General features: G+C 55.2%; 22 protein-coding genes, 1 pseudogene and 1 riboswitch. Of the genes and pseudogenes, 9 read left to right on the forward strand and 14 right to left on the reverse strand.

Translation table 11 applies throughout. The features are described 5' to 3' along the window. Window positions 1-233 precede the first annotated feature (233 nt). Together AC2T9U_RS06595 and AC2T9U_RS06600 are read left to right on the forward strand one after the other, a co-directional pair. Window positions 234-1046, forward strand: a complete 813-nt coding sequence (locus tag AC2T9U_RS06595; protein ID WP_493695587.1) for a thymidylate synthase — start codon at window positions 234-236, stop codon at window positions 1044-1046. A 53-nt stretch (window positions 1047-1099) separates the two neighbouring features. Further along, window positions 1100-1618: a dihydrofolate reductase gene (locus AC2T9U_RS06600; protein WP_493695588.1), complete on the forward strand. Its 519-nt coding sequence runs from the start codon at window positions 1100-1102 to the stop codon at window positions 1616-1618. A 65-nt stretch (window positions 1619-1683) separates the two neighbouring features. Here the strand turns inward: AC2T9U_RS06600 and dapB are convergent, their stop codons facing one another. Further along, window positions 1684-2385, reverse strand: coding sequence for a 4-hydroxy-tetrahydrodipicolinate reductase (gene dapB, locus AC2T9U_RS06605; RefSeq protein WP_208304378.1), 702 nt, complete (start codon window positions 2383-2385; stop codon window positions 1684-1686). Between the two features lie 311 nt (window positions 2386-2696). On the opposite strand from dapB, the gene AC2T9U_RS06610 reads away from it, so the two are divergent. Both AC2T9U_RS06610 and AC2T9U_RS06615 read left to right on the forward strand, forming a co-directional pair. Then, window positions 2697-4376 (forward strand): ABC-F family ATP-binding cassette domain-containing protein, encoded by a 1680-nt coding sequence (locus AC2T9U_RS06610; protein ID WP_493695589.1) that lies wholly within the window; start codon window positions 2697-2699, stop codon window positions 4374-4376. Window positions 4377-4438: 62 nt separating this feature from the next. Then, window positions 4439-5326 carry a hypothetical protein gene (locus tag AC2T9U_RS06615; RefSeq protein ID WP_493695590.1) on the forward strand — a complete coding sequence of 296 codons (888 nt, stop codon included), beginning with the start codon at window positions 4439-4441 and terminating at the stop codon, window positions 5324-5326. Window positions 5327-5347: 21 nt separating this feature from the next. Here AC2T9U_RS06615 and AC2T9U_RS06620 read toward each other — a convergent pair whose 3' ends face one another. After that, entirely contained in the window at window positions 5348-6754 is a 1407-nt protein-coding gene (locus tag AC2T9U_RS06620; protein ID WP_208303320.1) for a DUF2252 domain-containing protein, read from the reverse strand. Between the two features lie 161 nt (window positions 6755-6915). After that, window positions 6916-8298 (reverse strand): amino acid permease, encoded by a 1383-nt coding sequence (locus AC2T9U_RS06625; RefSeq protein ID WP_493695591.1) that lies wholly within the window; start codon window positions 8296-8298, stop codon window positions 6916-6918. Between the two features lie 213 nt (window positions 8299-8511). On the opposite strand from AC2T9U_RS06625, the gene AC2T9U_RS06630 reads away from it, so the two are divergent. Continuing rightward, window positions 8512-9192 (forward strand): ABC transporter ATP-binding protein, encoded by a 681-nt coding sequence (locus AC2T9U_RS06630; protein WP_493695592.1) that lies wholly within the window; start codon window positions 8512-8514, stop codon window positions 9190-9192. A gap of 54 nt (window positions 9193-9246) precedes the next feature. Here the strand turns inward: AC2T9U_RS06630 and AC2T9U_RS06635 are convergent, their stop codons facing one another. Continuing rightward, on the reverse strand, window positions 9247-10038 hold the full coding sequence (locus AC2T9U_RS06635) for a hypothetical protein (protein ID WP_493695593.1): 792 nt from the start codon (window positions 10036-10038) through the stop codon (window positions 9247-9249). A 33-nt stretch (window positions 10039-10071) separates the two neighbouring features. Next, window positions 10072-10203: riboswitch (cobalamin riboswitch) on the reverse strand. A 307-nt stretch (window positions 10204-10510) separates the two neighbouring features. Between AC2T9U_RS06635 and AC2T9U_RS06640 the strand changes: the two genes are divergently transcribed. Then, window positions 10511-11545 carry a CPBP family intramembrane glutamic endopeptidase gene (locus AC2T9U_RS06640; protein WP_493695594.1) on the forward strand — a complete coding sequence of 345 codons (1035 nt, stop codon included), beginning with the start codon at window positions 10511-10513 and terminating at the stop codon, window positions 11543-11545. 323 nt (window positions 11546-11868) lie between these two features. Here AC2T9U_RS06640 and AC2T9U_RS06645 read toward each other — a convergent pair whose 3' ends face one another. Continuing rightward, window positions 11869-13266, reverse strand: a complete 1398-nt coding sequence (locus AC2T9U_RS06645; protein ID WP_493695595.1) for a PH domain-containing protein — start codon at window positions 13264-13266, stop codon at window positions 11869-11871. 37 nt (window positions 13267-13303) lie between these two features. Continuing rightward, a complete protein-coding gene (locus tag AC2T9U_RS06650) occupies window positions 13304-13777 on the reverse strand; it encodes a PH domain-containing protein (RefSeq protein WP_493695596.1) in 474 nt (157 codons plus the stop codon). A gap of 279 nt (window positions 13778-14056) precedes the next feature. Here AC2T9U_RS06650 and AC2T9U_RS06655 point away from each other — a divergent pair, with 279 nt between their 5' ends. Beyond that, entirely contained in the window at window positions 14057-15625 is a 1569-nt protein-coding gene (locus AC2T9U_RS06655) for a YfcC family protein (RefSeq protein WP_493695597.1), read from the forward strand. A 194-nt stretch (window positions 15626-15819) separates the two neighbouring features. Here the strand turns inward: AC2T9U_RS06655 and AC2T9U_RS06660 are convergent, their stop codons facing one another. Further along, on the reverse strand, window positions 15820-16767 hold the full coding sequence (locus AC2T9U_RS06660; protein ID WP_493695598.1) for a hypothetical protein: 948 nt from the start codon (window positions 16765-16767) through the stop codon (window positions 15820-15822). Window positions 16768-17160: 393 nt separating this feature from the next. On the opposite strand from AC2T9U_RS06660, the gene AC2T9U_RS06665 reads away from it, so the two are divergent. After that, window positions 17161-18447, forward strand: coding sequence for a threonine/serine exporter family protein (locus AC2T9U_RS06665; protein ID WP_208304820.1), 1287 nt, complete (start codon window positions 17161-17163; stop codon window positions 18445-18447). A gap of 20 nt (window positions 18448-18467) precedes the next feature. On the opposite strand, the gene rocD is transcribed toward AC2T9U_RS06665, so the two are convergent. The 4 genes from rocD to AC2T9U_RS06685 all read right to left on the reverse strand — a co-directional run bounded on the left by rocD (window position 18468) and on the right by AC2T9U_RS06685 (window position 22139). Continuing rightward, the gene (rocD, locus tag AC2T9U_RS06670) at window positions 18468-19730 is read right to left on the reverse strand and encodes an ornithine--oxo-acid transaminase (protein WP_208303311.1); all 1263 of its coding nucleotides are present in this window, start codon (window positions 19728-19730) and stop codon (window positions 18468-18470) included. A gap of 282 nt (window positions 19731-20012) precedes the next feature. Then, entirely contained in the window at window positions 20013-20639 is a 627-nt protein-coding gene (locus AC2T9U_RS06675) for a putative ABC transporter permease subunit (protein ID WP_493695599.1), read from the reverse strand. Beyond that, on the reverse strand, window positions 20632-21399 hold the full coding sequence (locus AC2T9U_RS06680) for an FtsX-like permease family protein (protein WP_493695600.1): 768 nt from the start codon (window positions 21397-21399) through the stop codon (window positions 20632-20634). Before AC2T9U_RS06680 ends, AC2T9U_RS06675 begins: the two co-directional genes overlap by 8 nt. Window positions 21400-21401: 2 nt before the next feature. Beyond that, window positions 21402-22139: an ABC transporter ATP-binding protein gene (locus AC2T9U_RS06685; protein WP_493695601.1), complete on the reverse strand. Its 738-nt coding sequence runs from the start codon at window positions 22137-22139 to the stop codon at window positions 21402-21404. Window positions 22140-22428: 289 nt separating this feature from the next. On the opposite strand from AC2T9U_RS06685, the pseudogene AC2T9U_RS06690 reads away from it, so the two are divergent. After that, a pseudogene (locus AC2T9U_RS06690) lies at window positions 22429-23031 on the forward strand (metal-dependent transcriptional regulator); the annotation flags it as partial. Here the strand turns inward: AC2T9U_RS06690 and AC2T9U_RS06695 are convergent. The 3 genes from AC2T9U_RS06695 to AC2T9U_RS06705 are packed head-to-tail and all read right to left on the reverse strand — an operon-like array spanning window position 22989 to window position 25656. Then, complete coding sequence (locus tag AC2T9U_RS06695; RefSeq protein ID WP_493695602.1) at window positions 22989-23972, reverse strand: metal ABC transporter permease; 984 nt, start codon at window positions 23970-23972, stop codon at window positions 22989-22991. The pseudogene AC2T9U_RS06690 and the gene AC2T9U_RS06695 overlap by 43 nt on opposite strands. Beyond that, window positions 23969-24703 carry a metal ABC transporter ATP-binding protein gene (locus AC2T9U_RS06700; RefSeq protein WP_493695603.1) on the reverse strand — a complete coding sequence of 245 codons (735 nt, stop codon included), beginning with the start codon at window positions 24701-24703 and terminating at the stop codon, window positions 23969-23971. Before AC2T9U_RS06700 ends, AC2T9U_RS06695 begins: the two co-directional genes overlap by 4 nt. Continuing rightward, window positions 24700-25656: a metal ABC transporter substrate-binding protein gene (locus AC2T9U_RS06705; RefSeq protein WP_115030045.1), complete on the reverse strand. Its 957-nt coding sequence runs from the start codon at window positions 25654-25656 to the stop codon at window positions 24700-24702. The genes AC2T9U_RS06700 and AC2T9U_RS06705 overlap by 4 nt, the downstream gene beginning before the upstream one ends. Window positions 25657-25870: the final 214 nt, after the last annotated feature.

The following is a 25870-nucleotide window of genomic DNA, read 5'->3' on the forward strand; positions in this document are numbered from 1 at the left end:
GCTTTACCCGCTCGGGGGTCCGGGTAAAGCAACGTTCTCGGGGTTCATCGCAGCGGCAGTGACAGCGTTACAGCTTTGTGTACACATTTTTTGTGCAAGCCGTGAACTTCATGCATGGCCCCTGAGCCTGGCAGCTTCGAATCGTTAGCGAATTCGCTTACGGTGTGGACACATCAACCCCGTGAAACCACCTGTTACCTGTGGGGGCGCTGCGGGCCTGCGAGACTAGCCGGATGCAACAGTACAGGGAGCTCATGGAACGGATTCTCGCTGAGGGGAATGAGCGGGGTGACCGCACCGGAACCGGAACATTGTCGGTTTTCGGTCACCAGATGCGGTTCGATCTTCGTGCTGGGTTTCCGGCATTAACTACCAAGAAGCTGCATTTGCGTTCCATCTTCGGTGAACTGATCTGGTTCCTGCGCGGCGATACGAATATCACCTGGCTGCATGAGAATGGCATCACGATCTGGGATGAATGGGCCGATGAGAACGGTGATTTGGGGCCTGTGTACGGGCATCAGTGGCGTAGTTGGCCTTCTCTGGATGGGGGCACGATCGACCAGATCGCTAACGTGATCACTTCGATTCAACAGAACCCGTGGTCCCGTCGGCACATTGTTTCGGCGTGGAATGTCGCTGAGGTTGAGGATATGGCGCTACCTCCGTGTCACACCATGTTCCAGTTTTATGTCTCTGCTGGCGAGGACGGTGAGCCGAAATACTTGTCTTGCCAGTTGTATCAGCGCAGCGCCGACGTGTTTTTGGGTGTGCCGTTCAACATTGCCTCGTACGCGCTGTTGACACACATGGTTGCGCAGGTCACTGGTTTGAAGGCGGCCGAGTTCGTGCACACTCTTGGGGATGCGCACCTGTACCGCAACCACATGGAACAAACCCGTGAACAGCTTTCCCGCACGCCGCGGCCTCTACCGACCCTGCGTCTGAACCCACAAGTTCGCCAGATCGATGCTTTTCAGATCAGCGATATCGAACTTATTGGTTATGACCCCCACCCCGGTATCAAAGCCCCTATCGCTGTCTAGCCCTAGCCGCTCCAACCTCCTGCCCCCGCTGTTCTTTGTTGAGGAGTGACCACGTGACCTCATTTGTGCCCGCACCTGACCCGATCGCCCCGGATTCGCGTATCTGTGTGGTGGTCGCGGCCGCCGAAAACTGGGTGATCGGCGCACACGGTGCTATGCCGTGGCATCTGCCTGAGGACTTGGCCCATTTCAAACGCATCACTACCGGAAGCGCGATGATCATGGGTCGGCGCACTTTCGAAAGCATCGGGCGGGCGTTGCCGGGCCGGCGTTCCATTGTGGTCACACGGGACAGTTCTTGGTCAGCCCCTGGCGCTGAAGCTGCCTGTTCACTGGTTGAGGCAGTAAAGCTTGCTGGTTCAGATCGGATGACGGTGGTCGGTGGTGGGCAGGTGTATGCGCAAGCGTTAGGGCCAGACTCCCCTGTCGTTGTGGACACTGTGCATCTGACGCAGGTGCATGCTCGCCCGCAGGGCGACACGTGGTTTCCACCCATCGATGAAGCCCAGTGGCGTCAGATCGCCTGTACTGAGGGCCAAGGGTGCACGTTCATTTCCTACAGGCGGATGTGAAGCGTCCTGTCGGCGCCGACATGTTGCGCGTTGTCGGCGCCGACAGGGCGCTTTCCTAAGCAGGGTTACAGACCGAGGTAGTTCTCCAGGCCGACGGTGAGGCCAGGAGTTTTCACCGCGCCGCGTACACCTTCAAGAACCCCGGGCATGAAGCTAATGCGGTCATAGGAGTCGTGGCGGATCGTTAGGCCTTCACCTTCGCCTCCGAAAAGCACCTCCTGGTGGGCGACGAGGCCACGTTGACGCACGGCGTGCACCCGCACACCGTCAACAAGGGCACCGCGAGCGCCGTCGGGGTCTTGTGTAGTGGCGTCGGGGGTGGGACCGAGTCCAGCGTCAGTGCGGGCTGCGCCGATGAGGGAGGCGGTGCGGGCTGCGGTGCCGGAGGGGGCGTCAACTTTGTTGGGGTGGTGGAGTTCGATGATCTCTACGGATTCGTAGAAGCGAGCGGCTTGTTGGGCGAATGACATCATGAGTACGGCGCCGATGGCGAAGTTGGGTGCGATGAGGACGCCGAGGTTGGGGTGGTCGGCGAGTTGGGTGCGGACAGCGTCGAGGCGTTCTTCGCTCCAGCCGGTGGTGCCGACAACGACGTGGACGTCTGCGTCGATGGCGGCGCGGACGATGCTGGGGGATGCGTCGGGGATGGTGAAGTCGACGAGGACGTCGGCGTTGTGGAGGGTGTCGAGGCTGTCGCCTGCGTCGTAGCGGGCGATGAGTTCCATGTCGGGTGCAGCGGTGACTGCGTCGCAGACGGTCGATCCCATGCGTCCGGAGGCGCCAGCGACGGCGACTTTGATGGGTTTGGTGCTCACGTGGTGGTGTCCTTCTTTGTTGGGTTGGGTGGTGGCGCTGGTTGGGGCACTGAGGGGGGTGCTTGGTGGCGCCGTGTTTGGGCACCACCCTAGCTTTGAGGTTTGGTGTGCGATGAGGCTGATGCTTCAGGTGTGGGGTCGGTGGCTATTTTCTTGTCATTTTTGTTGATGCCCAGACAGGGCCGTGCTGTGTTGTTAGTTTGGGGGCATGAAGCAGTGAAACCCGTTGTCCTATCCATCTTTTGTGACTTCGAGGTTTCTGCATGCCATCTATTACTCCCTCTGCGTTTTTGTCCCGCGGCGCACATCTGCGTCTTGATGGGATCAGTAAGTCTTACCCCGATCGTCGTGTTCTGACTGACATCACTTTGACGGTTAGTCAGGGTGAACGTTTAGCGCTGATCGGTGAGAACGGCACCGGTAAGTCGACGCTGCTGCGTATCGCTGCAGGGGTTGAGCCTGCTGATTGTGGCTCCGTGCAGGCCCCGGGCCGTGTAGGGCTGTTGTGGCAGCAGCCTGCCTACGCTTTGAGTGACACTGTGGCTCAGGTGGTTGAGCAGGCGTGTGTTGTTCCTTTGGCTGTTTTGCGCGAGTTCGAAGAGGCCACGGTTGCTCTTGAACACGACCCGCACGGCGCTAGTGAACGGTATGACCGGGCGTTAGAGGCAGCCACTGGTCATGATGTGTGGAATCTGGATCATCGCGCCCAGGTTGTTCTTGATGGGGTGGGGCTTGCGGGGGTGAGTTGGCGGCGCCGCGCCGGTGAGCTTTCTGGGGGTCAGCGTGCCCGGCTTTCGTTGGCGTGGCTGTTGCTGAGCCGCCCGGACATTTTGCTGTTGGATGAGCCGACGAATCATTTAGATGAAAGCGGTATTGGGTTTCTTGTCTCGTCGTTGGTTGATTGGCCTGGGCCGGTGCTTTTCGCTAGCCATGACCGGGCTTTTATGGATGCCGTCGCTACCGGGATTGTTGATGTGGATCCTGCCCCGCAGCCGAGTGCTTTGGTCAGTTCGATCGCTGCGGATGGGCCGACTAGCGGGATTGGTGTGAGGCGTTATGGCGGTACGTTCACTGATTATCTTCAGGCCAGGCAGGATGAGCGCCAGCGGTGGCAGAAACAGTACGAGACTGAACAGGCTCAGTTGAAAGAGCTGGAACGTAGTGTTCGTGACAATCGCACGGTTGGGCATGCTGGGGCTGGTCCGCGTACTGAGGCGCGGTCGGCGAAGAAGTTTTATGCCGACCGTAATGCGAGTGTGGTTTCTCGCCGGGTTAATGATTTTTCTCGCCGGTTTGAGCAGTTGCAGCGCTCTCAGGTGCGTAAACCTCCGGTAGATCTTGAGTTTCAGGGGTTGAGTGTGGGGGCTCATGATGGGCACCCTGTTCCCTCGGTGTTGGTGGCGTTGTCTGAGGCTGCGGTTAGTGACCGGGTGGGGCCGGTGTCTGTCAGTGTGGGGCGTAGTGATCGTTTGTTGGTTACTGGCCCTAATGGTGCTGGTAAGTCGACGTTGTTGGGTTTGCTTTCTGGCAAGCTGCAGCCAGATAGCGGAACTGTGACGATTGCGCGGTCGGTGACGATTGGGGTTTTGGCGCAGGAGGTCGATCTTGACCCGGGGTGTGCTGTGGAGTTGCTTTACGTCTCCATGGTGGGTGAGCAGCGGGCTGAGGCTACGCCGTTGAGTGTTTTCGGGCTTGTGGAGCCGCGGGACTTTTCACGACCGGTGGGGTCGTTGAGTGTGGGGCAGCGTCGTCGTTTGGCTTTAGCGGTGGTGTTAGCTTCTCGGCCTGATCTGCTTGTCCTGGATGAGCCGACTAATCATTTGTCGTTGGCGTTGGCCAGCGCTATTGAGAGGCATCTTCCTGACTATCCGGGCGCGGTGGTGATCGCTAGTCACGACCGTTGGCTTACTCGTTCGTGGAGTGGGCGGCGTTTGGAGTTGTAAATGATGCGTATCTGTACATGTCTGTCCTTTTCTGCCTGCCTTTGAGAAGGCATGCTGGGTGTATGACCTCAGACGTCCTCGCATCGTTGGACGCGGCCGTGGCTGCCAAGGCTGAGAGCGATCTGCTCCGTCGTCGGCGTAGCGCGTTAGCTGAGCGCATCACCGAAGCGGAAGGGAATGTTGTCGCAGCGCGGCTGCAGCTGCAGGGTGAGGAACGTGCTGTGAAGCGGTTAGAGCGTGTTTCGTTTGCGCATGTGATTTCTTCGTTGCGGGGTACGCATGCTTCGGATCTGAGTAAGGAAAAGGCTGAGGCTGAGCGCGCCCGATACCGCATCAACGCTGCTCGGGAAGAGTTGGGGCGGTTGTTGCGTGAGGAGCAGTCCGTGAAGAGTCAGTTGGAAGCTCTTGGTGACTCTGAAGCTGCATATGAGAAAGCACTTGCCGCGGTGGTGGAGGCTGGGCGTAATGATTCGGCTGTGGCTGCGCGGGCAGAGAGCGCGACCCGTGAACTTGTGCGGTTGCGGGAGTGCCGCGGAATTGATGAGGCATTGGAGTCCGGGGAGGTTGCGCAGGAGGCGTTGGCGCGGGCTCGGGATTCTTTGAGTGCGGCGCAGGAGTGGTCTACATGGGACACCTTCGCTGGTGGCGGGATGGTTTCTTCGCTGGTTAAACACGATGCCCTCGATAAAACTGTGGCACATCTGCGGGTTGCGGCTTCGGCGTGTGAGCGTTTCTCTCGGGATCTGGATGATGCGGGGCTTCCTGAGGTGGATGGGGCCGTGGTTTCCCAGTTTGATCGGGCGGTGGATATCTGGTTCGACAACATCTTTACTGATTTGTCTGTGCATCAGTCCGTTAACGAAGCAACAGATGACATCCGCCGCGCGGAGAAAGCTGTGAGCACGGCGATGGATGCGCTGTTCGCTCGCCGCGCGGCTTTGAACGCCTGACGCGGCCAGCGAGCACACACCCTAGGCGGGGTTTTCTTCCGTGAGGGGGAACTGGCCATCGTTGACCGCTTCAGTGAACACGCGGAAGTCACCCTCGATGACGTCTGCGTAGGCGGCAGCCCACGCGGCTATTGCGTGCGTGAATCCGCCGCCCGAGCCACCCAAATATCCTGAGGCGGCTGCTGCGTCTGGGCTTTGCGCGTGGGCGCGGGCTAGCAGCTGGGCACACAGTGCGCTGTACATGCGCACTTCGTGCGGTGTTGCTTTTCCTAGGTCGACGCTGCCTTTGTGGTCACGGAATTGCCGCCAGTAATGGTTACGGCCATCTGGGTCAACGGTGCGGCCAAGGAACGGGTCGGATGTGGCTTGCAGTACCCGCTGCCCTTCGGTGACTCGGCGGCAGTAGCGGTCTCGCTGGTCGGTGTCTGCACCGCAGGTGATCACGCCTGGCATGTCTGCTTGGGTGATGCCTGCCTGGGTTTCGAGCACTGATGGCAGTGCTTCTTTTGATTGGAGGATCAGCGGCTCGCCGTTGGGGCCTTGCAGGAGCACGATCGAGCAGTGCGTGCCCACGCTGGAGACACCGACTACGCGGCGGGCGGCGTCATTGACGCGGTATTGGGAAAGCAGCAGTGCCCGGTCGGTGAGCAGGGTGTAGCGGTAGTCCTCGAAACGGCGGGCAGCGTTGGCTAGGCCTTTCTCGCTGCGCGGGATGAGCAGGGGCGGGTCTGCTTTAAGGACGAGGCGGCCCGATTCTTCGTGCCGCATGCCGATGCGGTCTAGGGCTTGCTCGGAGGTGCGTTGGCGGGCTTTCTCGACGGTTTTGTTAAGTACGCGTGTACCGCCGGAGCTGAACCATCCGGCATCAACGGAGGCGAAGTAGCGGTCGGTGGCGCGGGCTTCGACCAGGGTGCGCAGGTAGGTTGCGTAGGTGGTGACAAGGGCCACGATGTCGTCGTTGATGATTTCGGCAGGGACGCCTTTGGAGCGCTGCACCAGCGCCAGGGATGTGGCTAGACGTTTAATGTCCCATTCCCACGGACCTACGCCTGCTTCGTCGAAGTCATTGAGGTCGAAAACAATTCGGCGCTCCGGGGAGGCGTAGAGGCCGAAGTTTCCCAGGTGAGCGTCGGCGTCGATGACGATGTGCACGCCAGTGCGTGGACCTGCGGCAAGGTCCCCGGTCATGACATCAACTGTGCCGCGGAAATACGCGTAAACAGATTGGGTCATCCGCGCCACACGCACGCCAATAAGGTCAGCGATGCGAGTGGAGTGGGTTTTTTCGATAACGGCAATGGGGTCCCGGTGCGGCGGGAGAGCGAGTTCGCCGTGCTCCCCGCGTCGAAGAACAGTACGGATGTCACGCCCAGCCTCGAGGGCTGTTTCGGTGTCAGATCCGGGAGTGAGGAAACGCTGCACCTGCATGGGGAAAGATTACGTGCTCCCAGCGTCATCGCCGTGCCTGCCGCACCCGATCCCCCCCTGAGCTAGGTAATAGCGGTGTGGCGGCACCCAACTGGGCACCGCCACATCGTTTACCTCTCCCCCGGGGCTCTTACTGCCCCACCCCTAGAGGAGACAGCGATTCACGCGTTTTCTCGGGCACGGTTGCGGGTGAACACCACCCCAACCCCAACCAGCACGGCCATCGCCGCAGCAGTGCCGAGGAACTGCACCCGCACATCTGGTGCCGACATCCCCAACACCACAACCCCAGCCAATGCCACCAACGCCGCATACGACAGCCACGGGAAACACCACATCGGCAACCGTGGCCGTTTGCCTTCTTTTTCCAGTTGGCGGCGCAGCACGATGTGGCTGCAGATCGTCACGGCCCACGTGACGATGATGGTGGCACCAACGATGTTGAGAAGAATCAACAAGATCTTCTCTGCCCACACGTAGTTCAAGAACACGGCCACGAACCCGAACGCCACCGACACAAACACAGCAGCCACCGGAACGCCACGGTTGTTAATCCGTGTCAACCGCTGCGGGGCATACCCGCGCTCAGCCAACGAATGGATCATGCGTGAAGCGCCATAAAGGTTGGCGTTCAACGCACTCAACAGTGCAATGACAACAATCAAACCCATGATCAAAGCCGCCGCGGGAAGCCCAGCGTGATCAAGAACAGCTACGAACGGTGTGCCCGCCAAATCAGGGCTATTCCACGGCAGCACCAACACCATGATCGCCACAGACCCCATGTAGAACGCGAGGATCCGCCACAAAATCGTGTGCATAGCGCGAGCAATGTTGGCAGAAGGGTCATCCGAGTCCGCAGCAGCAACCGCGACGATCTCGATACCACCGAACGCGAAAATCACCACCAACAAACCAGCAGTGATACCGCCCAAGCCTTGCGGAGCGAACCCGCCATGCGCGGTCAAATTAGTCAGCCCGGGCGAAGGAACCGGCAGCAACCCCACCAGCAACGCCACCCCGATCAACAAGAAGGCGATCACAGCGCCCACCTTCACCAGAGCAAACCAGAACTCGAACTCACCGAAATTCTTCGCCCCGGTCAGGTTGATCAGCGTGAACAACACCATGAAAATCAACGCCAACGCCCACTGCGGAACCCCACCCCAGATACCGACAAGGATCTGCGCTGCCGCTGTCGCTTCCGCAGCGATCACAACAACCAACTGCAGCCACCACAGCCACCCCATCGCGAAACCCACCGCTGGCCCTAAAGCCCGCTCGGCATACACAGAAAACGCCCCACTGGATGGGTTCTCCGCCACCATCTCGCCAAGCATCCGCATGATGAGCATGACGACAATCCCAGCCGCGAGATAAGAAACAAGAACCGCTGGGCCTGCCGCAGTGATCCCGGCGCCCGACCCAACAAAAAGGCCTGCGCCGATAGCTGACCCCAAACTCATCATCACGAGGTGGCGGCTATTCATCGTCCCAGCCGAAGCAGACGGTGAAGCCGCAGTGGAGGGGTGTTCGCTAGACATGTGCGAAATCCTTTGCTGCAAGAGAATGCGTTAAAGGGCAGCGTAGACGCCTCGCAGCACGGTGGACACGCAAACCAAACGGGACACGGTGTGGGTTCCTGCTGCACAAACACGCACAGACACCCCCGAATGTGACCAACTATTAACAGGCGCCTCCACCACGAGACGACGTGGGACGTTGCTGCTCAACAACACTGCTGTCAATCTGAGCAAATGAGAGCGAACACCACAGCTGCCGGCGAGCTTCGCTCGATCCGCAAAACTTACGGCTCTGTCATCGCAGTCGATGATCTGTCTCTGCATGTGACACCAGGGGAAATCCTGACGCTCGTAGGCCCCAACGGTGCCGGCAAAACAACCACTATGGAAATCCTGGCCGGACTACGCAGCCCAGACTGCGGCCAAGCACTCGTCCACGGCAACATCCCCGCTACTTCTTTCAAAGCTCGGCTCCACGTAGGAATACAGCAACAAAAATCACGCCTACCTACAGGGCTGAAAGTACGAGAGGTTATCCGCTCAACTGAAGCTCTCTACCGCGACCCAGGATCGGTAGCCACGATCGTCGACCGGTTGGGGCTAAGCCCCTACCGAAACTGCCCAGTGGAGGAACTTGCGGGGCAATGGCGGCGACGCCTTGCCGTAGCGCTGGCGTGTATCGGCCGCCCTAGCCTGCTTATTTTTGATGAGCCCACCAGTGGCTTAGCTTCCGAGGATTGCAGTGACATGTGGCAGTTTTTCTGTGAGCTGCGTGATCGTGGCGCCGCGATCGTCACGTCCGCAACTGACTTCTCTGAAGCTGAAGCGTTCGCCGACCGAGGTGTTGTGCTCTCGCATGGTCGGGTAGTTGCAGCAGGGTCAGCTCCCGACATCTTCGCCGCTCTTTGTGCCTGAGGTGTTGATTGCGCGCATTGCGCGGCGCTGGTGATCTGCAGAGGCTATGGGGCGCTATTGCGCAGCGAGAGCTTCAGTGAATTGCGCGGTCCGGTCTTCGTGCGTTCGTTTGGAGCACCATGAACACAGCTGTCCGTCGGGGACGGTGTCCCAGTGGCAGCACGTGTTCCGGTCGAAGAACACCCGACTGTTAAGGCTGTCGTTGATTACCCGGAAGGTCCCGGAGCGTTGGAGCGCGGGGTGGGTGAACACCGATTCGGCTAGGTCGAGCACTTTTTCAGCGGGAAGGGTTGTTGAGGCGAACCGGAATCCGGCAGCGAGTGAGGCGGCAGCGTTTCCGCGGGCGTTTGCTATCGAGAACCGGGCGACATCGCGGAACGTGTAGGCGATGGGCATGAGGTGCTGTTCGAAAACAACATCGACTAGCGTTGTGCTGTCTGTTTCTGCGCCTTGTAGGTGGTCAATCCAGATTGCTACGGGTGAGCCGTTGTCGAATGTTGTTGCGCAGTGTTCTGCGGATACGTCTAGGACGCAGCCGGTTAGTGCCCATGCCCACGAAGTGATTGCGCACCAGCGGTGGCAGTAACGCTGGAAAACAAGAGAGGCGGCATGACGGTTGGGGGGAATACCGCGTGAAGCTGCGTGTTCTTCGATAACGGTTCGTGCCACATCCGGATCGGTCATGCTGGTTGCTGAGCGGGCCTCTGTTTCTGGCGAGGGTGTGCAGGCGACGTTCACGGATTCTCCCCAGGTCCAGGCGGGGTTAGTGCGCCCAGCTTTTTGCAGGAGATGGGTGAGGGTGGTCTCGGCTGTGTTGGGTGCGGTTTTCACGGGAGTGTGCGGCACTCTTTGTCCTCTTCGTTGTCCGTTGTATCGCGCGGAACTACAAACAGATCGGACAGTGTCGGGCTCGGTCGGGGTGGTCCGCCATACCGTTGCGCGTCAGCCCCGGGTTCGCACCGGGTTCCTGCAGACCGCCTTGGGGTGGTCACCGATCCGGATCATCATAGGGGACTGCTGTATTTCTCATATTGCTGCTACTCCCCCGGGTTGGTCGGAGAAGTGTGTGAAAAATGCGTGCACGTTTCACGGGCTGTTCGTGTTTTGCTTCGTTGGGTAAAACTTTTCTTTCATGGAATTCTGTGGGCATTTTTTTGGGGAGTGACTGTGGAACTTGCTTGCTGATTCGTTTGTGTGGGGTAAGTGCCATGGCTGGCTGGAGATGGTTTTGACACGTGGTGGATCTCATGATCAGCGGAGAGTGAAAAACTGGGTTTGACCAGCGTGGAACAGTCTGGTGGGTAGGCATTCTTAAGAGATGGAACAGCAGTCATCGACGCCTTCTGCGTCACAGTCCAGTGTGTGTGGTTCTTCACCTGTCAACGCTGGCCGCGTCCCGCAGGGTGATCTTCACCGTCTCCCGCCCGTTGGGGCGGAGTATCAACATTTATTGAATATCTCTAACCATAAGTGGTGGCGACCGTTAGTATCTTTTTCAATCATCACAGTAACCATCACTATAAGCTTTGTCGCTCTTATCTTTTTTTCTCTTCTTTTGGCGTTGATTTTTGGTGGACCAGAGGGCCTTCAAAGACAGCTGAAGACATGGGAGCCCGGGTCAAATGAGATCACATTTTTCTCTATGATTTCTTTTGATCTGGTCCTTGCGGCACTTATTCCTTGTGTTCTGATTGCCGTACGGTTTGGAAACAAGGGATGCGCTGCTTTGGTTCATTCAGTTACTGGGCGGTTCCGTTGGAGGTGGGCATTGCGTTGCATTGTTACCCTCCTCCCGGTTTGGGTTGTCTATATCGGTGTAGAGCAGTTTTTAACTGCTCCTGAGGGCAGCCACCCTGAACCGAATTTGTTGGGAATTATTTTTATCGCGATTTTTATCACGCCTCTTCAGGCAGCTGGCGAGGAGTATTTCTTCCGTGGGTGGATGATGCAAAATGTTGGTTCTTGGTTCAAGGATCCGCGGGTGGCTTTGTTTATTGCAGGAGCAGTGAGCACGGTTACTTTCGCTGTAGCTCATGGAGCAACAGATTTCTGGATTTTGGTTGATCTTGGGGGAACAGCGATTGCTTGCGTTTATCTCACGTGGCGTACGGGTGGTTTGGAAGCGGCGGTGGCACTACACACGGTGAACAACATGATTGTTGGTATCGGCTCTGGTTTAGCTGGAACGGCCAGCGCGAGCGTTGTTACTGAATCGACAACGGGGTCTTTTGTTGGCACGTTGGTTTCTGTCGCCATGAACGTGTTGGCTGTTGTTATTTTGCTGCGTTTAACTCGTAGCACTGATGTGGCCAACCGGGCGCATGAGCCATATGCCGCCCCTGCTATCCCCTGATTTAGGTAGGCGTATTAGTTATCACGAGTGCGGCTCTCCCCCATCCTTACCCCGGGAAGGAGAGCCGCACTTTTCAGTTCTCGATAGGCGCGGCACTGCAGGTCGGTTGTTTTTTCCGCGCCTTTACGCCTTTAAGCCCTGTCGTACCGAAGAGCACGGGAGCACCTACTACCGCGACATAGTTGAACAATATTGGCTCTGGTATCTGCAAGAGCCCCCACAAGAGCCACACAAAAGAAACCGCAGGAATGACCCATATGAATACCGCAGGAAAAAACCTGCCAATGCAGTACTGGATAAAAAGCGCCGATAGCAGACCTACATTAACCAGTAACACAGCCATGCGGAACCCCTTTGCTGATGAGATTTTTTCTAAAAATAATGCAATAAAAGCGGAGCCTCCGCGCAGCGAAGAATGTTGATGCCTGCACGCCTATCGGCAACAACACATGCCGGTAATCAACAACCGAAGCTAGAGAGGATTTAGGCAGCACTACTTTCCTGGATCGCAACCCTTGTGAGGACCATAAGATCCAGTCATCATCAAGCTCTTTCCAGCGAGCCGTAGTGATGCGCAGGATTAGGTCACCCGCCACGATAGTCAGTAGAAAAGAAAAGATACGTATCAATGCTCCTTGCTGGGAAAGCATGAGGCTAACTAAAATCGCCGCTACTAATACTAGCAGAAGGGAAGAAAACCATTGTGGCTTTTTAGCGGAATTAAGCACGTGACTTTCTAGCTTTGGGGCCAGTAAAGAGCACAGCTCAGCCACCACGTCGAGACGGATTGAAGGACACTGAAGTGATCGCTGATCTTGACTCTCTACTCGCCCAGTAAAACCTGTTATCTGAACTGTCCCTAGGAGAACATCAGCCAAAGTTCTTTGTAGTTGCATACCGCAAATGTTTTCTCGCGAAACAGTCATGCTTACTTTTTCAATACACCCGGACGAGAAGGTAACTTTTCCGTGTTTATCGATCAATATACCTAACCCCCCGTAGGTTATATACACCCGTACGGCTAATCCGAGGATAATAAATAATCCCATAGAGGGCAGCAGCATGCGCATTGAGGTTGACTCGATGAGGCCATACTGCATGGCTTGTTGAGTCAGTTCATGGAAAGAGTTACCCAGCCCCACGCCAATGATGGCAATTAATACTATGCTATTTACACCCGTGGCTACTAATTCTTGTGCGCCTGGCGTAAAGGCAACAGCTGCAGATTCTTTACTTTCATCAGAAGGCAATTGAGGTTGTTGTGATTTTTCCCGATACTGCCTCAGCGCATCATGCAGCACCGCATCTTTCGCAGATATCGCAGGAAAGGTTATGCTCGCTTCTTTTTCTCCCTTAACCGCAATTGTTATTTTTTGCAAGTGGAATATTTTGAGATCCCAGGTGACCTCACTTTGGATCGTGTCAATATTTTCACGCAACACGGCCTGTGAGGTGCGATTGAAAATACCATGGCGTCGAGTGATCTCCCCCGAAGAGATTATTAGTTCTACGAAAAAATAATTGTAGAACGGCTCCAAAAAACACGTGATAACAACAAGAGCAGCTAGAATTTGATACATAACGGCTGGGCCCGGAAGGTGAATACTTCCGAAACTCACACCGACCGCCACAAAAACCGCACCTGATGCCGCCGGGATGGCACGCAAAAGTCCTGCCAGGATATATAGGACAGGTGGACGACGTTGAACACATCTATCCATCGAAAGTTTTATCCCTTACTTGCCAGCATTCCTTAATTTAGGTTAAGGAATGCTCTGAGTTCAAAAACATTGACATTAAGAATTCAGAGTCTTTTTCTCCTAGTGCCGGAGGCTGAGGAATCTGCCCAAGGGTTACGAAGCTCACCTGGCGTAACGAGAGCTTGCGCAGAACAGGGCCTTCCTCCATCTTTACTGAAAGAATCTTGGCGTTTCTCACTAGTGCAGTTTTCTTGATCCAGTTTCCCGTCGAGTATTCAATGTGATTTGAATACACTCTCATTCGCCAAAAATGTTTGTATCGGCGATATATAAGAATTAATTCACAGGCACATAAGGCAACTGTTGCAGCAATCGCATATATTGCGACATTATAATACTTTCCAGAAAATCCATACGCCCCCGCAGTGAATTGGATCCCCGAAAGTATCATGCATCCGGCAACATTTTGCATCATTTCATACAGTATTACTGATGAAGGCGGGCGTATTTCTCGAATAATGCCTTCAGGCAAAAGATCACTTCCTTGTGCAGAAAATTCACCGCTACACGCGTTAGCGCCCCACTAGTCAACACTATGGCTGCGATTCGCCGATATTCCCTTCTTCCCCCCAGCATGCACATCACACAGGGCAACCGTCGCTCTCTTTGACGCATCCGGCGCCGCGATGCTCACCCAACGTCATATGTGAAATCTTATGTTGCTCACAACATTTCCCTGTCATGGTCTTCTTGATCGCTCTAAGCTGAGTCTGGCTGTAGCAACTTTGGCTGCGACGTAGGGAGATCGAGGATGACAAGCCCAGCAGTAGACGACACGCAGACCACCACAAAGCTTGGCCGCCGATGGTCTTTCCCATCTGCCTTCACAATTCTTTTCCTGCTCACGCTTTTGGCTGTCGCTGCTACCTGGATCGTTCCCGCCGGCTCCTACGCCAAGCTCACATACGATCAGCCATCCCAATCATTGGCTGTCACTTCACCCCAAGGGCAAAAAACATCCCTGCCTGCTACCCAAAACTCTCTTGACAAGCTCGGTGTGAAAATTGACGTCAGTAAATTCACCGACGGCGAGATCACTAAACCTGTTTCCATCCCTCACACCTATGAACGGCTAGAACAAAAACCAGCCAGTCTCGCCGATATCACAACCAGCATGGTTAATGGCACCGTCGAAGCAGCTGACATCATCGTGTTCATCCTTATTCTCGGTGGTCTCATTGGCGTAGTGAAAGCAACCGGAGCGTTCGATGCTGGCCTGATCGCCCTCACACAACGCACCAAAGGGCGTGAGTTTCTTCTCGTATCAACAGTTTCGGTTTTGATGGTGTTGGGTGGGACGTCGTGTGGTCTTGAGGAAGAAGCTGTCGCGTTTTACCCGATTCTCGTACCTATTTTCATCGCTATGGGCTATGACGCCATCATCTGCGTCGGTGCGATCTTTCTTGCTGGATCAATGGGAACTACTTTCTCTACCATTAATCCGTTCTCTGTTGTTATTGCCTCTAATGCCGCTGGAACTCAATTCACGGAGGGGATCTGGTGGCGAGCTTTCGGATGCGCAGCTGGTGCGGTAGCTGTGATTTCTTATCTATGGTGGTACGCCCGCAAAATTAAAATCGACCCGACCTCGTCATACACGTACGCAGACCGAGAAAAATTCGCGGCGCGTTGGCAGTTAGAAACCGGTGACGGTAGCCATGTGGTTTTTGAGTGGCGCCGCAAAATCATTCTCGTATTGTTTGTGGTTCCTTTCCCGCTCATGGTGTGGGGCGTGATGGTGGGCGGCTGGTGGTTCCCAGAGATGGCGGCGTCTTTCTTAGCCATCACGATCGGCATCATGTTTCTGGCTGCTACTGGCCCGCACCGACTCACTGAAAAACAACTCGTTGACAGCTTTACTGCGGGGGCTTCCAGCCTGGTGGGGGTGTCACTCATTATTGGGCTGGCCCGGGGTATCAACCTCGTCATGAACAACGGGCTCATCTCTGACACGATGCTCGATGCTGCATCGAATTTGGTGCATGGCATGAATGGGCCACTTTTTATCGTGGCGATGCTGTTCGTGTTTTTCTTTCTCGGGTTTGTGGTGCCTTCTTCGTCGGGGCTGGCAGTGCTGGCGATGCCGATCATGGCGCCGCTGGGAGACACCGTCGGTATCGACCGGTGGATCATTGTGTGCGCCTACCAGTGGGGGCAGTACGCGATGCTTTTCCTCGCCCCAACGGGGCTGGTGATGGCCACCTTGCAGATGCTTGACATTTCGTTCTCACACTGGGTGCGGTTCGTGTGGCCAATGGTTGTTTTCGTGCTCAGTTTTGGTGGGCTGCTGCTCATCACCCAGGTACTCCTCACTACTTGAAAATCTAAGATTAAGAACTTAATAGCATAAGTGAATTGAAATTACTTTCATTATTAAATAATCATAAAAATTAACCTAATGATACAATAGATCTGACTCTTAAAAACCATCAGTAGTACCTATTGGCGGCAGTTTTGATTAAAACTATGCCTGGGTACCTACACCCATATAGCTACCCAGACATAGGCATCGAGTCATCTTTTACAAAGCATGGGGATATTTAAATTTTCCACACACGAAAAATGATTGTGTATTTCGGCAAGGTAGCTTATATTAGCTATAGCTAGAGATACCCCGATCGCCACAATCCCCTGGATAAAGAACCTAGATATTGAGGAATTTCCCATCATCCATTCCCCTAGTCGAATAATGACATATGCAGGGCTTTCCATGTGATAGGAAACCTCAATCAGAGCCGCGCCGAGAATTCGCGATACACAATTAATTAATACGATAAGTAGGAATACTAGCCCACCTAAACGTGTCTCATACAACAAAAATCCAGTAAATGGGGAATTTTCCATATTGAATAAGAGTTGAGAAACTTTCGCAATAGCATCAGGAGCACTGAGTCCTTCTATGGATTTACCTATCTCCACGAGGGTGGGTTCACCGGAAATTACCACAGAAAACTGACTAAGCTCATAGAAGCTTACTGCACCGATCATGCCTGTCAAGACACGCAATCTCGTGACTCCAGGTACCCCTTGAGGCCATACCCAGAAAGTAAGAAGAATGCTGAAAGTAACAATACAGGCGACGATAATTAAGGAGTACTCAATAACAGCCAGATGCTTCGCGATTAAATAAACGGAAGCTACCACTAATGCGACAGCACATACCACCGGAACTAGAAATTCTTGCCCTCCTGACGTAGTCCCCGAGGAGACAAAGTACTCTCTTCTGACTACTTCTACCGATTCTTTATTGCGATAAAAGTTTAATGTATTTTGATTTACCACCTGAGTTACTGGAGATCCACTTCCATAAGTCGTTGCACTTTGCTGATTGCTTCCATTTTCTTTATTTTTACTTTTACTTAAATCTCGACGACTAGATAAAAAAGAACTCACGAGAGTGAAGAATGATTGAAGCCACGGGGCGCCAATAAGGGCGGTGAAAAAAGATCGAATCTTGTCCATATTTTGCTCCTTAATGTGGACTGGAAAATTCTGTTACACGATCCTGTCATTCCAGACTTCAAATATTAAAAACTTCAAAATACTCCTTCCTTGCTGTTCACCTGGGGCGATTATCTCATTGGCATATCGGTTCCACGTGCGGAATTTAGAAAATTCGACACCCATTAAAGAAACGCAGCGTCCACCTATCTGCGATCACCTACCTTTATTAGAAGCTTCAATAATTTACAGTTGGGTGAGGGATGACTCGTGTGGTTGGGGTGGGCTGGTCTGGGTAGCTCTCAACTTCGCGTCGTAGGTTGGGAGGTGCACAGTCTGAGAGGTCGCGGTCTGCCACGAGAGCGGCGGGCGTCGTGCAAGCCGTGGCGAAAAGTTTCGGCGAGAGGTTTTTCGGTGGGTGAACCGGTTAATGCGGCGCATGCCCTCGGTGAGGATGTCCGGGTCGTGTTGCGGTTGGGTAGTCATTTAGCTGCAGCAGGAACAGGGTCATACCGCGTACGGCAAGCGATGCGGCAAGTGGCGGCGGCTTTAGGTATTGAGCATCTGGACGCCAGCATCACAACAACGTTTATTGCGTTGACAGCGCGGCGAGGTGAGGAATTCCGTACCGTGGTGCGCGAGATTTCGAGCGTGGGGGTGGATGCGGGGCGGATCGCTGGGCTGGAGCGCGTAGCGGCGCAAGTACGGCCAGGGGTCACGGCCGCGGAGGTGGATGCACGGATCACGGCTGTGCAGCGCGGTGTGCGCCGGTGGGGAATGTTTCCCCGCTCTGCGGCTGCAGGGGTGGGGTGTGCCGCGTTCGCGTTACTGAACGGTTTTGGGGTGTGGGATGCGGTGGCTGTGATCGGGTCGGCAGGGGTGGGGCAAGCTGTTCGGATGGCGTTGACGCGTCGTCATGTGGCGCCGTTGGGGGTGGTGGGGGCGTGTTCAGCTGTGTCGTGTCTGGTGTTCCTTGCGGTGGCGACCGGGTTAGCTGCGTTGACGGGGGCGGAGGGGATTACGCCGGGAGCTGGGTTAGTGACTGCTGTGCTTTACCTGGTTCCTGGTTTTCCGCTGTACACGGGGTTGCTTGATCTTGCTCACCAGGATCTTTTGGCTGGGGCAGGACGATTGTTGTATGCCGGGACGGTGGTGGTCACTTCAGGGGGTGTGGTGTGGTTTCTGGCTTCCATCACGGGTGTTGCCCCAGCGGTGCCGACTCCGCACGAACTGGGGGTAGTGGCCAGTGTGTTGTTGTGGGGTGTAGGTGGTTTTGTTGGAGTGGCTGCGTTTGCGATGTTGTTCGATGCGCGGTTACGTATCGTGTTTCTTGCTGGGGCGATTGGTGCGGCAGCGAACTTGACTCGGATGGTGTTGGTGTTTTTCGCGGTGCCTGCGCAGACGGCGTGTTTCACCGCTGGGTTGGTGATTGGGTTGTTGGCGGCGGTAGCTGCCCAGTTGGGGCAGGTTCCGCGGATTACGGTTTCAGTGCCGGCGGCGATCATTATGGTGCCGGGGACGTTGATGTACCGGGCTCTTTACCACCTGAATGCGGGTGCGATGAGCGAGTGTGTCAGTGAGACAGCGCATGTGGCGCTGTTGTTGATTTCTATTGGTGCGGGGTTGGGGTTGGCGCGTTTGTGTACGGATCCGGCGTGGACTTTTGATCACCGGCCAGCGCAGGCGGCCACCGCGAAGTGAGGTGGCCGCCTTGCTGGGGGTCAGTTTTGTTCGGAGGTGACTGCTGCGTCGGTGAGGACCTTTTTCAGGGTGTCCGTGATGAGTCGTACTTCCTCGGCGGTGACAACTAGCGGCGGAGCCAACCTGATTGTGGATCCGTGGGTTTCTTTGACGAGTACGCCTTCTTGAGCCATACGTTTGGCGGCTTGTTTACCGGTCATGAGGGCTGGGTCGATGTCGACTCCGGCCCACAAACCCACGAGTCGGTAGTTTTCCACGCCGTGTCCAACGAGCTTGTCGAGTCCTTCTCGCATCACTGGTTCTAGTTCGCTGGCGCGGTTCTGGAATTCGCCGGTTGCTAGTAGGCGCACAACTGCTAGGCCCACTGCTGCCGAGAATGGGTTTCCGCCGAAGGTTGATCCGTGCGAACCGGGGGTGAGTACACCTAGCACGTCTCGGTCGGCCACGACTGCTGAAACGGGCAGGATTCCACCACCGAGTGCTTTACCCAGCAGGTACATGTCGGGCACTACGTCTACGTGGTCGCATGCGAATAGGCGCCCGGTGCGGCCTAGGCCTGACTGGATTTCGTCGGCGATCATCAAGACTTGGTGTTCGGTGCATAGGCGCCGCACGGTGGGGAGGAAGTCGGCTGGTGGGATGATCACGCCGCCCTCGCCTTGGATTGGTTCTACTAGTACGGCCACGGTGTGCTCATCGATCGCGGCTTCGAGTGCGGTGGCGTCGCCGTAAGGGACTACCTGGAATCCGGGGGTAAAGGGGCCGAAGTGCTCGCGTGCGTCGGGGTCTGTGGAGAACCCGACGATGGTGGTGGTGCGGCCGTGGAAGTTGCCGTCCATGACGATGATTTTTGAGTGTTCGGGTGTGACGCCTTTACGCAGTGATCCCCAGCGGCGGGCCACTTTGATGCCGCTTTCGACTGCTTCGGCGCCGGTGTTCATTGGCAGGACCATTTCTTTACCGCACAGTGCTGCTAGTTCGGTGCAGAAGTCTGCGAGGCGGTCGGAGTGGAAGGCACGGCTGGTCAGTGTCAATGTGTCCAGCTGTTCGTGCGCGACTGCGGTGAGTCCTGGGTGTCGGTGTCCGAAGTTCAGGGCTGAGTATCCTGCCAACGCGTCGAGGTAGCGGCGTCCATCCACATCTGTCACCCAGGCGCCTTCTCCGCTGGCAAGCACAACCGGCAAAGGGGCGTAATTCGGTGTGATGGCGGCTTCTGCCGCTGCGAGGTGCACGTTGGTGCGTTCACCTACGTGGCTCGTTGAGATGTCGATGGACTGGGTCATACGGGGTACCTCCGCGTGCTCTGCCCAGAGGCGGAGTACGGGCTGCACCAGGTCTGATGCCACCGACCCTCGCCTATGGGGATCGTGGACCGCGCGTGGTCGGCGCACCCGCGGAGTGTTCCTTGCGGTGGGGCGGGTGTGGCCGTGTTGTACGTGCGGTGTCACCAAGAAGGTGACCAGGTGAAAGTACCCGACGAAACCCTTTTGTGGAAGGAAAAAATACAGAAAGTAGAACTTTTGGTTGACTTTAACCTTCAAGATCTCCGGGGGCTTGTGTTGATTTTATTCTGATCGGAGGCCGACGGCGATGTCTTCGGATAGTGAGCGGCGAGCGGGGAGCCATTGAACAAGGAAAAGCACTATCCAGCATGAAACGACACCAAAGATTATTGCTAACCACGGGAAGACGATGATTGGGTGCCCAACGTAACTAACGGAACTTATTGCTGCAGTTACCATGGCTACTAAAATTGGGGAAGCCGCCAGTAGCGTTGCGGTAAGAGAAAGCAAAAATCCTTGCCAGAGGTACCATATAGTTATTTGTTTTCTTGGCATCCCAGCGATTCTCAGCAAAGATCTCTCATGGCTCATTTGCCTTGAAGAGAGCGAAATAACAGCTGCGGAAGTAGTGAGAAGCACTACAGCAATGAGTGCAACGATTACTAGCGTATCCACCATGTTTGCTGTTTTTGAGCTGTCAAGAGTTTTGATTATCGAGGCAGCAGATTCTATAGAAACCAGTATTACCCCAATACTTCCTAGCCCGGCAGCCAGGGGCGCTACTGTATTCGCGCTGAATGCCGCGCGCTCAGATGCAGCTTGTGCCGCTAGTCGACCCGTAACGCTGCCAGATTTCCCTGCGAGATTCCCTAACAGTTTCAAGACGAATATGACTGAACTGTTACCCATAAGGAAAATAAAACAGAACAGCCATCATTCCATTATGCAGAGAAGTGTTCACTACGAACGATAAGCCTACTTTCATGCCATCGGTAACCCCAACTAGGATCAAAATAGATAGGATTATCAGCAACAATATAGCTAAAGTAGGAATTTTCCACCATTGCTTATTTTTCTGAGTAGTGACTGAGCTCCGGAAAACCTCAATCGGTCTTACCCGTGAAGCTATCCGCACCGACCCTATTGCTCCGAAAAAACACGTAAAAACACTTAAAGTGAATGAGGCTGCGACTGCTAGCAATGAGGGCGGGAGGATAGGTGTATCAAAACCCGATGCGGCGAGTTGATTGAAAGCTGGAACGACGACATAGCTAAGTGCGGCACCCAGGGCAGTCCCTGGGGCGGCCCCGAGAAGTGAACATAAGGCGATTATCGAGTAGGTGCCGAAACGGACATCGCGGGGCGTGGCTCCAATGAGGCGCCACTGAGCGAATATTCGACGAGTCGAGTCAACTGTTGACTTTCCGACAACCGTTAAAGAAAAAAATGCGAGTAAAAGAACAACTATATAGATTGTTTGGGCGACAATTGTAAACTCAGATAATGAATATCTTTGTTGATTTACCGCGTCGATGAATTTTGGGTCTCGCGTCCAAAAGAACTGTGTCGAACACATGGTGACCAGCGCTGTAACTATTGCAATAGTGGCCATTGCAGGTACCCAAGCCCCAAAGTTGGCCATTAGCACTCGGCGCGCATATTTGTACATTCTTATATATCCTCAAGTCTTACCATAGCGCGCATTATTTCATCAGCATTGGTAGGGCCAGCAATGTTTTCAATGGAACCGTCACGCATAAAAACGACTTTGTCGGCCAATGCTGCGGATTCCATGTCATGCGTAACCATGACAACCGAGCAGTGTTTCGTTGCCATGTCTTGGAGAACGTGTAAAACAGTGTTCGTATTGGCAGTATCAAGTGCCCCCGTTGGCTCGTCAGCAAAAATAATAGATGGGCGCATGAGAATAGCGCGACATAGAGCCGCGCGCTGCTGTTCACCGCCGGAGAGAGTCTTGACTTTTGCGTTTTTTCTTTCATGGAGGCCGAAACGGTGCAAGATGTCATCCACACTGGCGGGGTCGATGTGCTTCTTTGCTAATTCATGAGGGAGGCGTATGTTATCTTCAACACTTAAATAGTCGATTAAATTATAATCTTGAAAGACGAAACTAACATTTTCGCGCAGGAAGCGCGTGCGTTTCTCGTCATTAAGGCCATATATATCAGTTCCATTAATTACCACTGTACCCTTATTTGGCTTATCTAACCCCCCAAGGCAATACAAGAGAGATGTCTTACCTGCGCCACTTGGGCCAACGATAGCCGTTAATCCGCCCTCTTTTATTTCCAGGGAACAATTTTCCAGAATCGGCGCCTGTTTTCCCTCTGTGCATCTATCGGAAAACTTCACGACACCTTCAGCGCGAATCCAAGGATGAGTACTCACTCCACCTATCTCTCTCGGTCACATCAGTTTTTAGTTGCTGAATAATTCATTCTGATAAAAAATCAGTAATTAGTAAGTTTTATACTGGAGACTTTTCTTTCGTAGCAACGTATTATATGTCACTCCTATACGGGTATATAAATACCTTAATGTGACACTGATCACAGTGATGTATTCGCATACCCATATTTTTTACGGACACCTCAACTGGTCGCATCAGCCCCGATGGGTCAGTGACTACCTCGCTGCGCTCTAACTTCGACTGTTGCTGTTCCGATAATCTGCCAACATGTCGGTCTCCGCCCTGTCGACGAGTTCACAGAATTACCTCAAAGCCATCTGGGGTCTGCAGGAATGGTCAAACACTCCTGTCACCGCTTCAGCGTTAGCCTCGCGCGTGGGCGTGAAACTCTCCAGCGCTTCTGACGCGGTGCGTAAGCTCACTGCCCAAGGGCTTGTTGAACATGCCCCCTACGGTGCGGTGACGCTCACCCCTACAGGGCGTGCATATGCGGTCGCGATGGTGCGGCGCCACCGCTTACTCGAAACGTTTTTGGTCCAGACGTTGGGGTACCAATGGGATGAAGTACATGCCGAAGCCGAATCCCTTGAGCATGCGGTGTCGGATCTTTTGGTAGAGCGCCTAGCAGCACACCTGGGAAACCCCACCCATGATCCGCACGGCGACCCCATCCCGAGTTCTGATGGTGCCGTCACCCACCCCGACGCTACTGTTTTGACCCAGGCTCCAGCAGCCACGGATCTGCGTGTCGTACGGATCTGTGACAGAAACCCAGAACTGCTGCAATTTTTCGCCGGGCACGGTATCGGGGTGGGAACCGTTGTGCGCTACGTGCCGGGCGCTGCGTTTTCGGGGTCAGTGAATGTTTTCGTCGATGATGATGCGGCCCCGTTAGTGCTGGGCGCCGCCGCAACTGACGCGGTCTGGGTAGTACAGGCGGCATCAGAACCTGAGTGAGCAGCTCTACCTCTCATGAGCCACCGCGATATCACGCCGTGCCGCGGCGCAAACAGCATGACCACACCAAACAGGCAGCCTTGCAGCACAACGATGATGCCGCCAGAGGAAACATCCAGCCAGAAACTGACGTAAATCCCCACCACCGAGCACGCCACTGATGTGGCCGGGGCAAGTAACAGCATCCGCTCAAACCTGTCTGTGAGCAGATAAGCAGTCGCCCCAGGAATCACGAGCATCGCCACCACAAGGATCACCCCCACCACTTGCAACGCCACCACGGCAGTGAATGCGAGCAAAGTGAGCAAAATCCCGGACAGGACACGAGGACGCAGACCGATTGCTTGAGCATGCACCGGGTCGAACGCGAACAGCATCAGGTCACGGCGTTTAAGCACCAAGACAGCGAAAGCCACCGCCGCCAGTAACCCAATCTGGATAAGGTCTGTGTCACCGACGCCGAGGATGTTCCCGAAAACCACATGCTGCAAGTCCATGTGGCTAGGGGTGACTGAGATCAATACCAGCCCAGCAGCGAACAACGTGGTGAACACGATCCCGATAGCAGCGTCTTCTTTCACTCTGCTGCCGGTACGCACCGCCCCGATCAGCGCTACTGCTAACACCCCGAACACCAATGCTCCCACCGCAAACGGGATCCCCAGGATGTAGGCCAACACCACCCCAGGTAGCACAGCGTGCGAGACCGCATCCCCCATGAGGGACCAGCCAATGAGAACTAGCCAGCAAGAAAGAAACCCACTCACCGCTGCAGCGATCGTGGTGGCAGCGAGTGCACGCAGAAGGAATTCGTAGTGAAGGGGTTCAAGAAGGAAATTGAGCACAAGGTTCACCACTGTTCTTGAAGGGTGTCGAGACCAAAAGCGCGGGTGAGGTTTTCTGGCCGTAACGCCTCAGCGACGGGACCATGGAAGAGGGTACGTCGCAGCAAGAGAGCGGCTTCATCAGCCAGAGCAGGCAAGGCATGCAAGTCGTGGGTAGAGACGATGACGGTAACGCCGCTGGCAGCAAGGTTTTTGAGGAGGTCCACGATTGTTTTTTCGGAACGTTTATCGACGCCAGCGAAAGGTTCATCCAACAGGAGAATGCGTGCTCCTTGCGCGATTCCACGAGCAACGAATGCTCGTTTACGTTGACCGCCGGAGAGGTTACCGATCTGGCGGTGGGCGAGGTCAGTCAGGTCGACGCGGGCGAGAGCCTCATCAACAGCGGCGTGGTCAGTGGGGCGTGGCCGTCGGGTGATTCCTTGGTGCCCGTACCGTCCCATCATGACAACGTCGCGGACACTGATAGGGAAGGCCCAGTCAACGTCTTCGTTTTGGGGCACATATCCAATCAAGCCGTTACGGCGGGCGGTGGCGGTGTCGGAGCCGTTGATACTGATGCTGCCCTCATGGTGGGAAGTGATCCCCATGATGGTTTTGAAAAGTGTGGATTTTCCCGAGCCGTTCATTCCGATGAGTCCGCAGATCCGTCCGGGCATGACGTGCAAAGTCGCGCCCGATAAAGCGGTGATATCGCCGTAGCGGACGTGAACGTTGGTTACGTCAACGGCAAGGGTCATTGTGTTTTTCCCGTAAGAGCGCCAGCGATGGTTTTAGCGTCGTGGCGGATGAGGTCGAGGTAGGTGGGGACGGGTCCGTCGGCGGCGGAAAGAGAGTCGACGTAGAGAGTGCCACCGAAGGTGGTCTCCGTTGCGTCAACGACTTGTTTCATGGGCTTGTCTGAAACGGTGGATTCGCAGAACACGGCGGGAATCTTGTTGCTGCGGACGAAATCGATGACCGAGGTGATTTGTTGGGGCGTGGCTTGCTGTTCAGCGTTGACGGGCCAAATGTATTTTTCGGTAAGCCCGGCGTCTTTAGCGAGGTAGGAGAACGCTCCTTCGCAGGTGACCAGGGCGCGTTGGTTCTCGGGAAGAGTGTGCAAAGTAGTGGTCAAATCGGTGCGGACTTTACGGAGTTCGTTTTTGTAGGTGGCGCCGTTTGCGCGGTAATCGTTGGCGTGAGCGGGGTCGAGTTTGCTGAAGGCAGTGACCATATTGTCCACGTAGGTTTCGACAGCGCTGGGGCTCATCCACGCGTGAGGGTTGGGTTTTCCGGCATAGGCGTCTTCGGTGATGTTGATCGGGGTGACGCCTGCAGAGACCACGGTGTGGGGAGTTTTCACAGTGGAAACGAATTTGGTGAACCACTGTTCGAGGTTGAGACCGTTATCAAGGATGAGGTCAGCCTCAGATGCTTTAGCGATGTCGCCGGGAGTGGGTTCATAGCCGTGAATTTCAGCGCCAGGTTTGGTGATAGAGCGTACGTCGAGGTGGTTCCCGGCGATATTGCTGGCGATGTCAGCTAACACGGTGAACGTAGTCAAGACCACGGGTTTTTTAGTGGAGCTGCCATTGGTGGATGAGCCGGGGGCGCAGGCAGTCAGGAACACTGCGGCACTGGTCGCGGCAGCGGCGGCGATAACCCATCGGGGTGCTTTTCTCGTGGGTCTCCTGCTGTGGTGCCGCCGCATATGTGTTCCCTTCGCTATCGCCTCTTTAATGTGTGCGTTACGGCGGTTGTGTGTTTCGTGGCGGCGAGGCCGGGATGTTTAGGGGCGACCCCGCCGCTATGTACGTCATGCCGTAGTCCCACTTTACGACGCACCTAAACACTTTAAACAGACGCAACACTCCACAAACATGCAGGTCACGAAGACACGCAGTGAACTTTCGCGCAGAGCGTCC

Source organism: Dermatophilus sp. B7861-1, assembly GCF_058996045.1.

Bases quoted from the DNA above. Each gene is read 5' to 3' on its own strand.
- AC2T9U_RS06595 (WP_493695587.1), top strand. From the start codon at position 234: ATGCAACAGTACAGGGAGCTCATGGAACGGATTCTCGCTGAGGGGAAT.
- dapB (WP_208304378.1), bottom strand. From the start codon at position 2,385: ATGGGATCGACCGTCTGCGACGCAGTCACCGCTGCACCCGACATGGAA.
- AC2T9U_RS06610 (WP_493695589.1), top strand. From the start codon at position 2,697: ATGCCATCTATTACTCCCTCTGCGTTTTTGTCCCGCGGCGCACATCTG.
- AC2T9U_RS06615 (WP_493695590.1), top strand. From the start codon at position 4,439: ATGACCTCAGACGTCCTCGCATCGTTGGACGCGGCCGTGGCTGCCAAG.
- AC2T9U_RS06620 (WP_208303320.1), bottom strand. From the start codon at position 6,754: ATGCAGGTGCAGCGTTTCCTCACTCCCGGATCTGACACCGAAACAGCC.
- AC2T9U_RS06625 (WP_493695591.1), bottom strand. From the start codon at position 8,298: ATGTCTAGCGAACACCCCTCCACTGCGGCTTCACCGTCTGCTTCGGCT.
- AC2T9U_RS06630 (WP_493695592.1), top strand. From the start codon at position 8,512: ATGAGAGCGAACACCACAGCTGCCGGCGAGCTTCGCTCGATCCGCAAA.
- AC2T9U_RS06640 (WP_493695594.1), top strand. From the start codon at position 10,511: ATGGAACAGCAGTCATCGACGCCTTCTGCGTCACAGTCCAGTGTGTGT.
- AC2T9U_RS06645 (WP_493695595.1), bottom strand. From the start codon at position 13,266: ATGGATAGATGTGTTCAACGTCGTCCACCTGTCCTATATATCCTGGCA.
- AC2T9U_RS06655 (WP_493695597.1), top strand. From the start codon at position 14,057: ATGACAAGCCCAGCAGTAGACGACACGCAGACCACCACAAAGCTTGGC.
- AC2T9U_RS06660 (WP_493695598.1), bottom strand. From the start codon at position 16,767: ATGGACAAGATTCGATCTTTTTTCACCGCCCTTATTGGCGCCCCGTGG.
- rocD (WP_208303311.1), bottom strand. From the start codon at position 19,730: ATGACCCAGTCCATCGACATCTCAACGAGCCACGTAGGTGAACGCACC.
- AC2T9U_RS06675 (WP_493695599.1), bottom strand. From the start codon at position 20,639: ATGGGTAACAGTTCAGTCATATTCGTCTTGAAACTGTTAGGGAATCTC.
- AC2T9U_RS06680 (WP_493695600.1), bottom strand. From the start codon at position 21,399: ATGTACAAATATGCGCGCCGAGTGCTAATGGCCAACTTTGGGGCTTGG.
- AC2T9U_RS06700 (WP_493695603.1), bottom strand. From the start codon at position 24,703: ATGACCCTTGCCGTTGACGTAACCAACGTTCACGTCCGCTACGGCGAT.
- AC2T9U_RS06705 (WP_115030045.1), bottom strand. From the start codon at position 25,656: ATGCGGCGGCACCACAGCAGGAGACCCACGAGAAAAGCACCCCGATGG.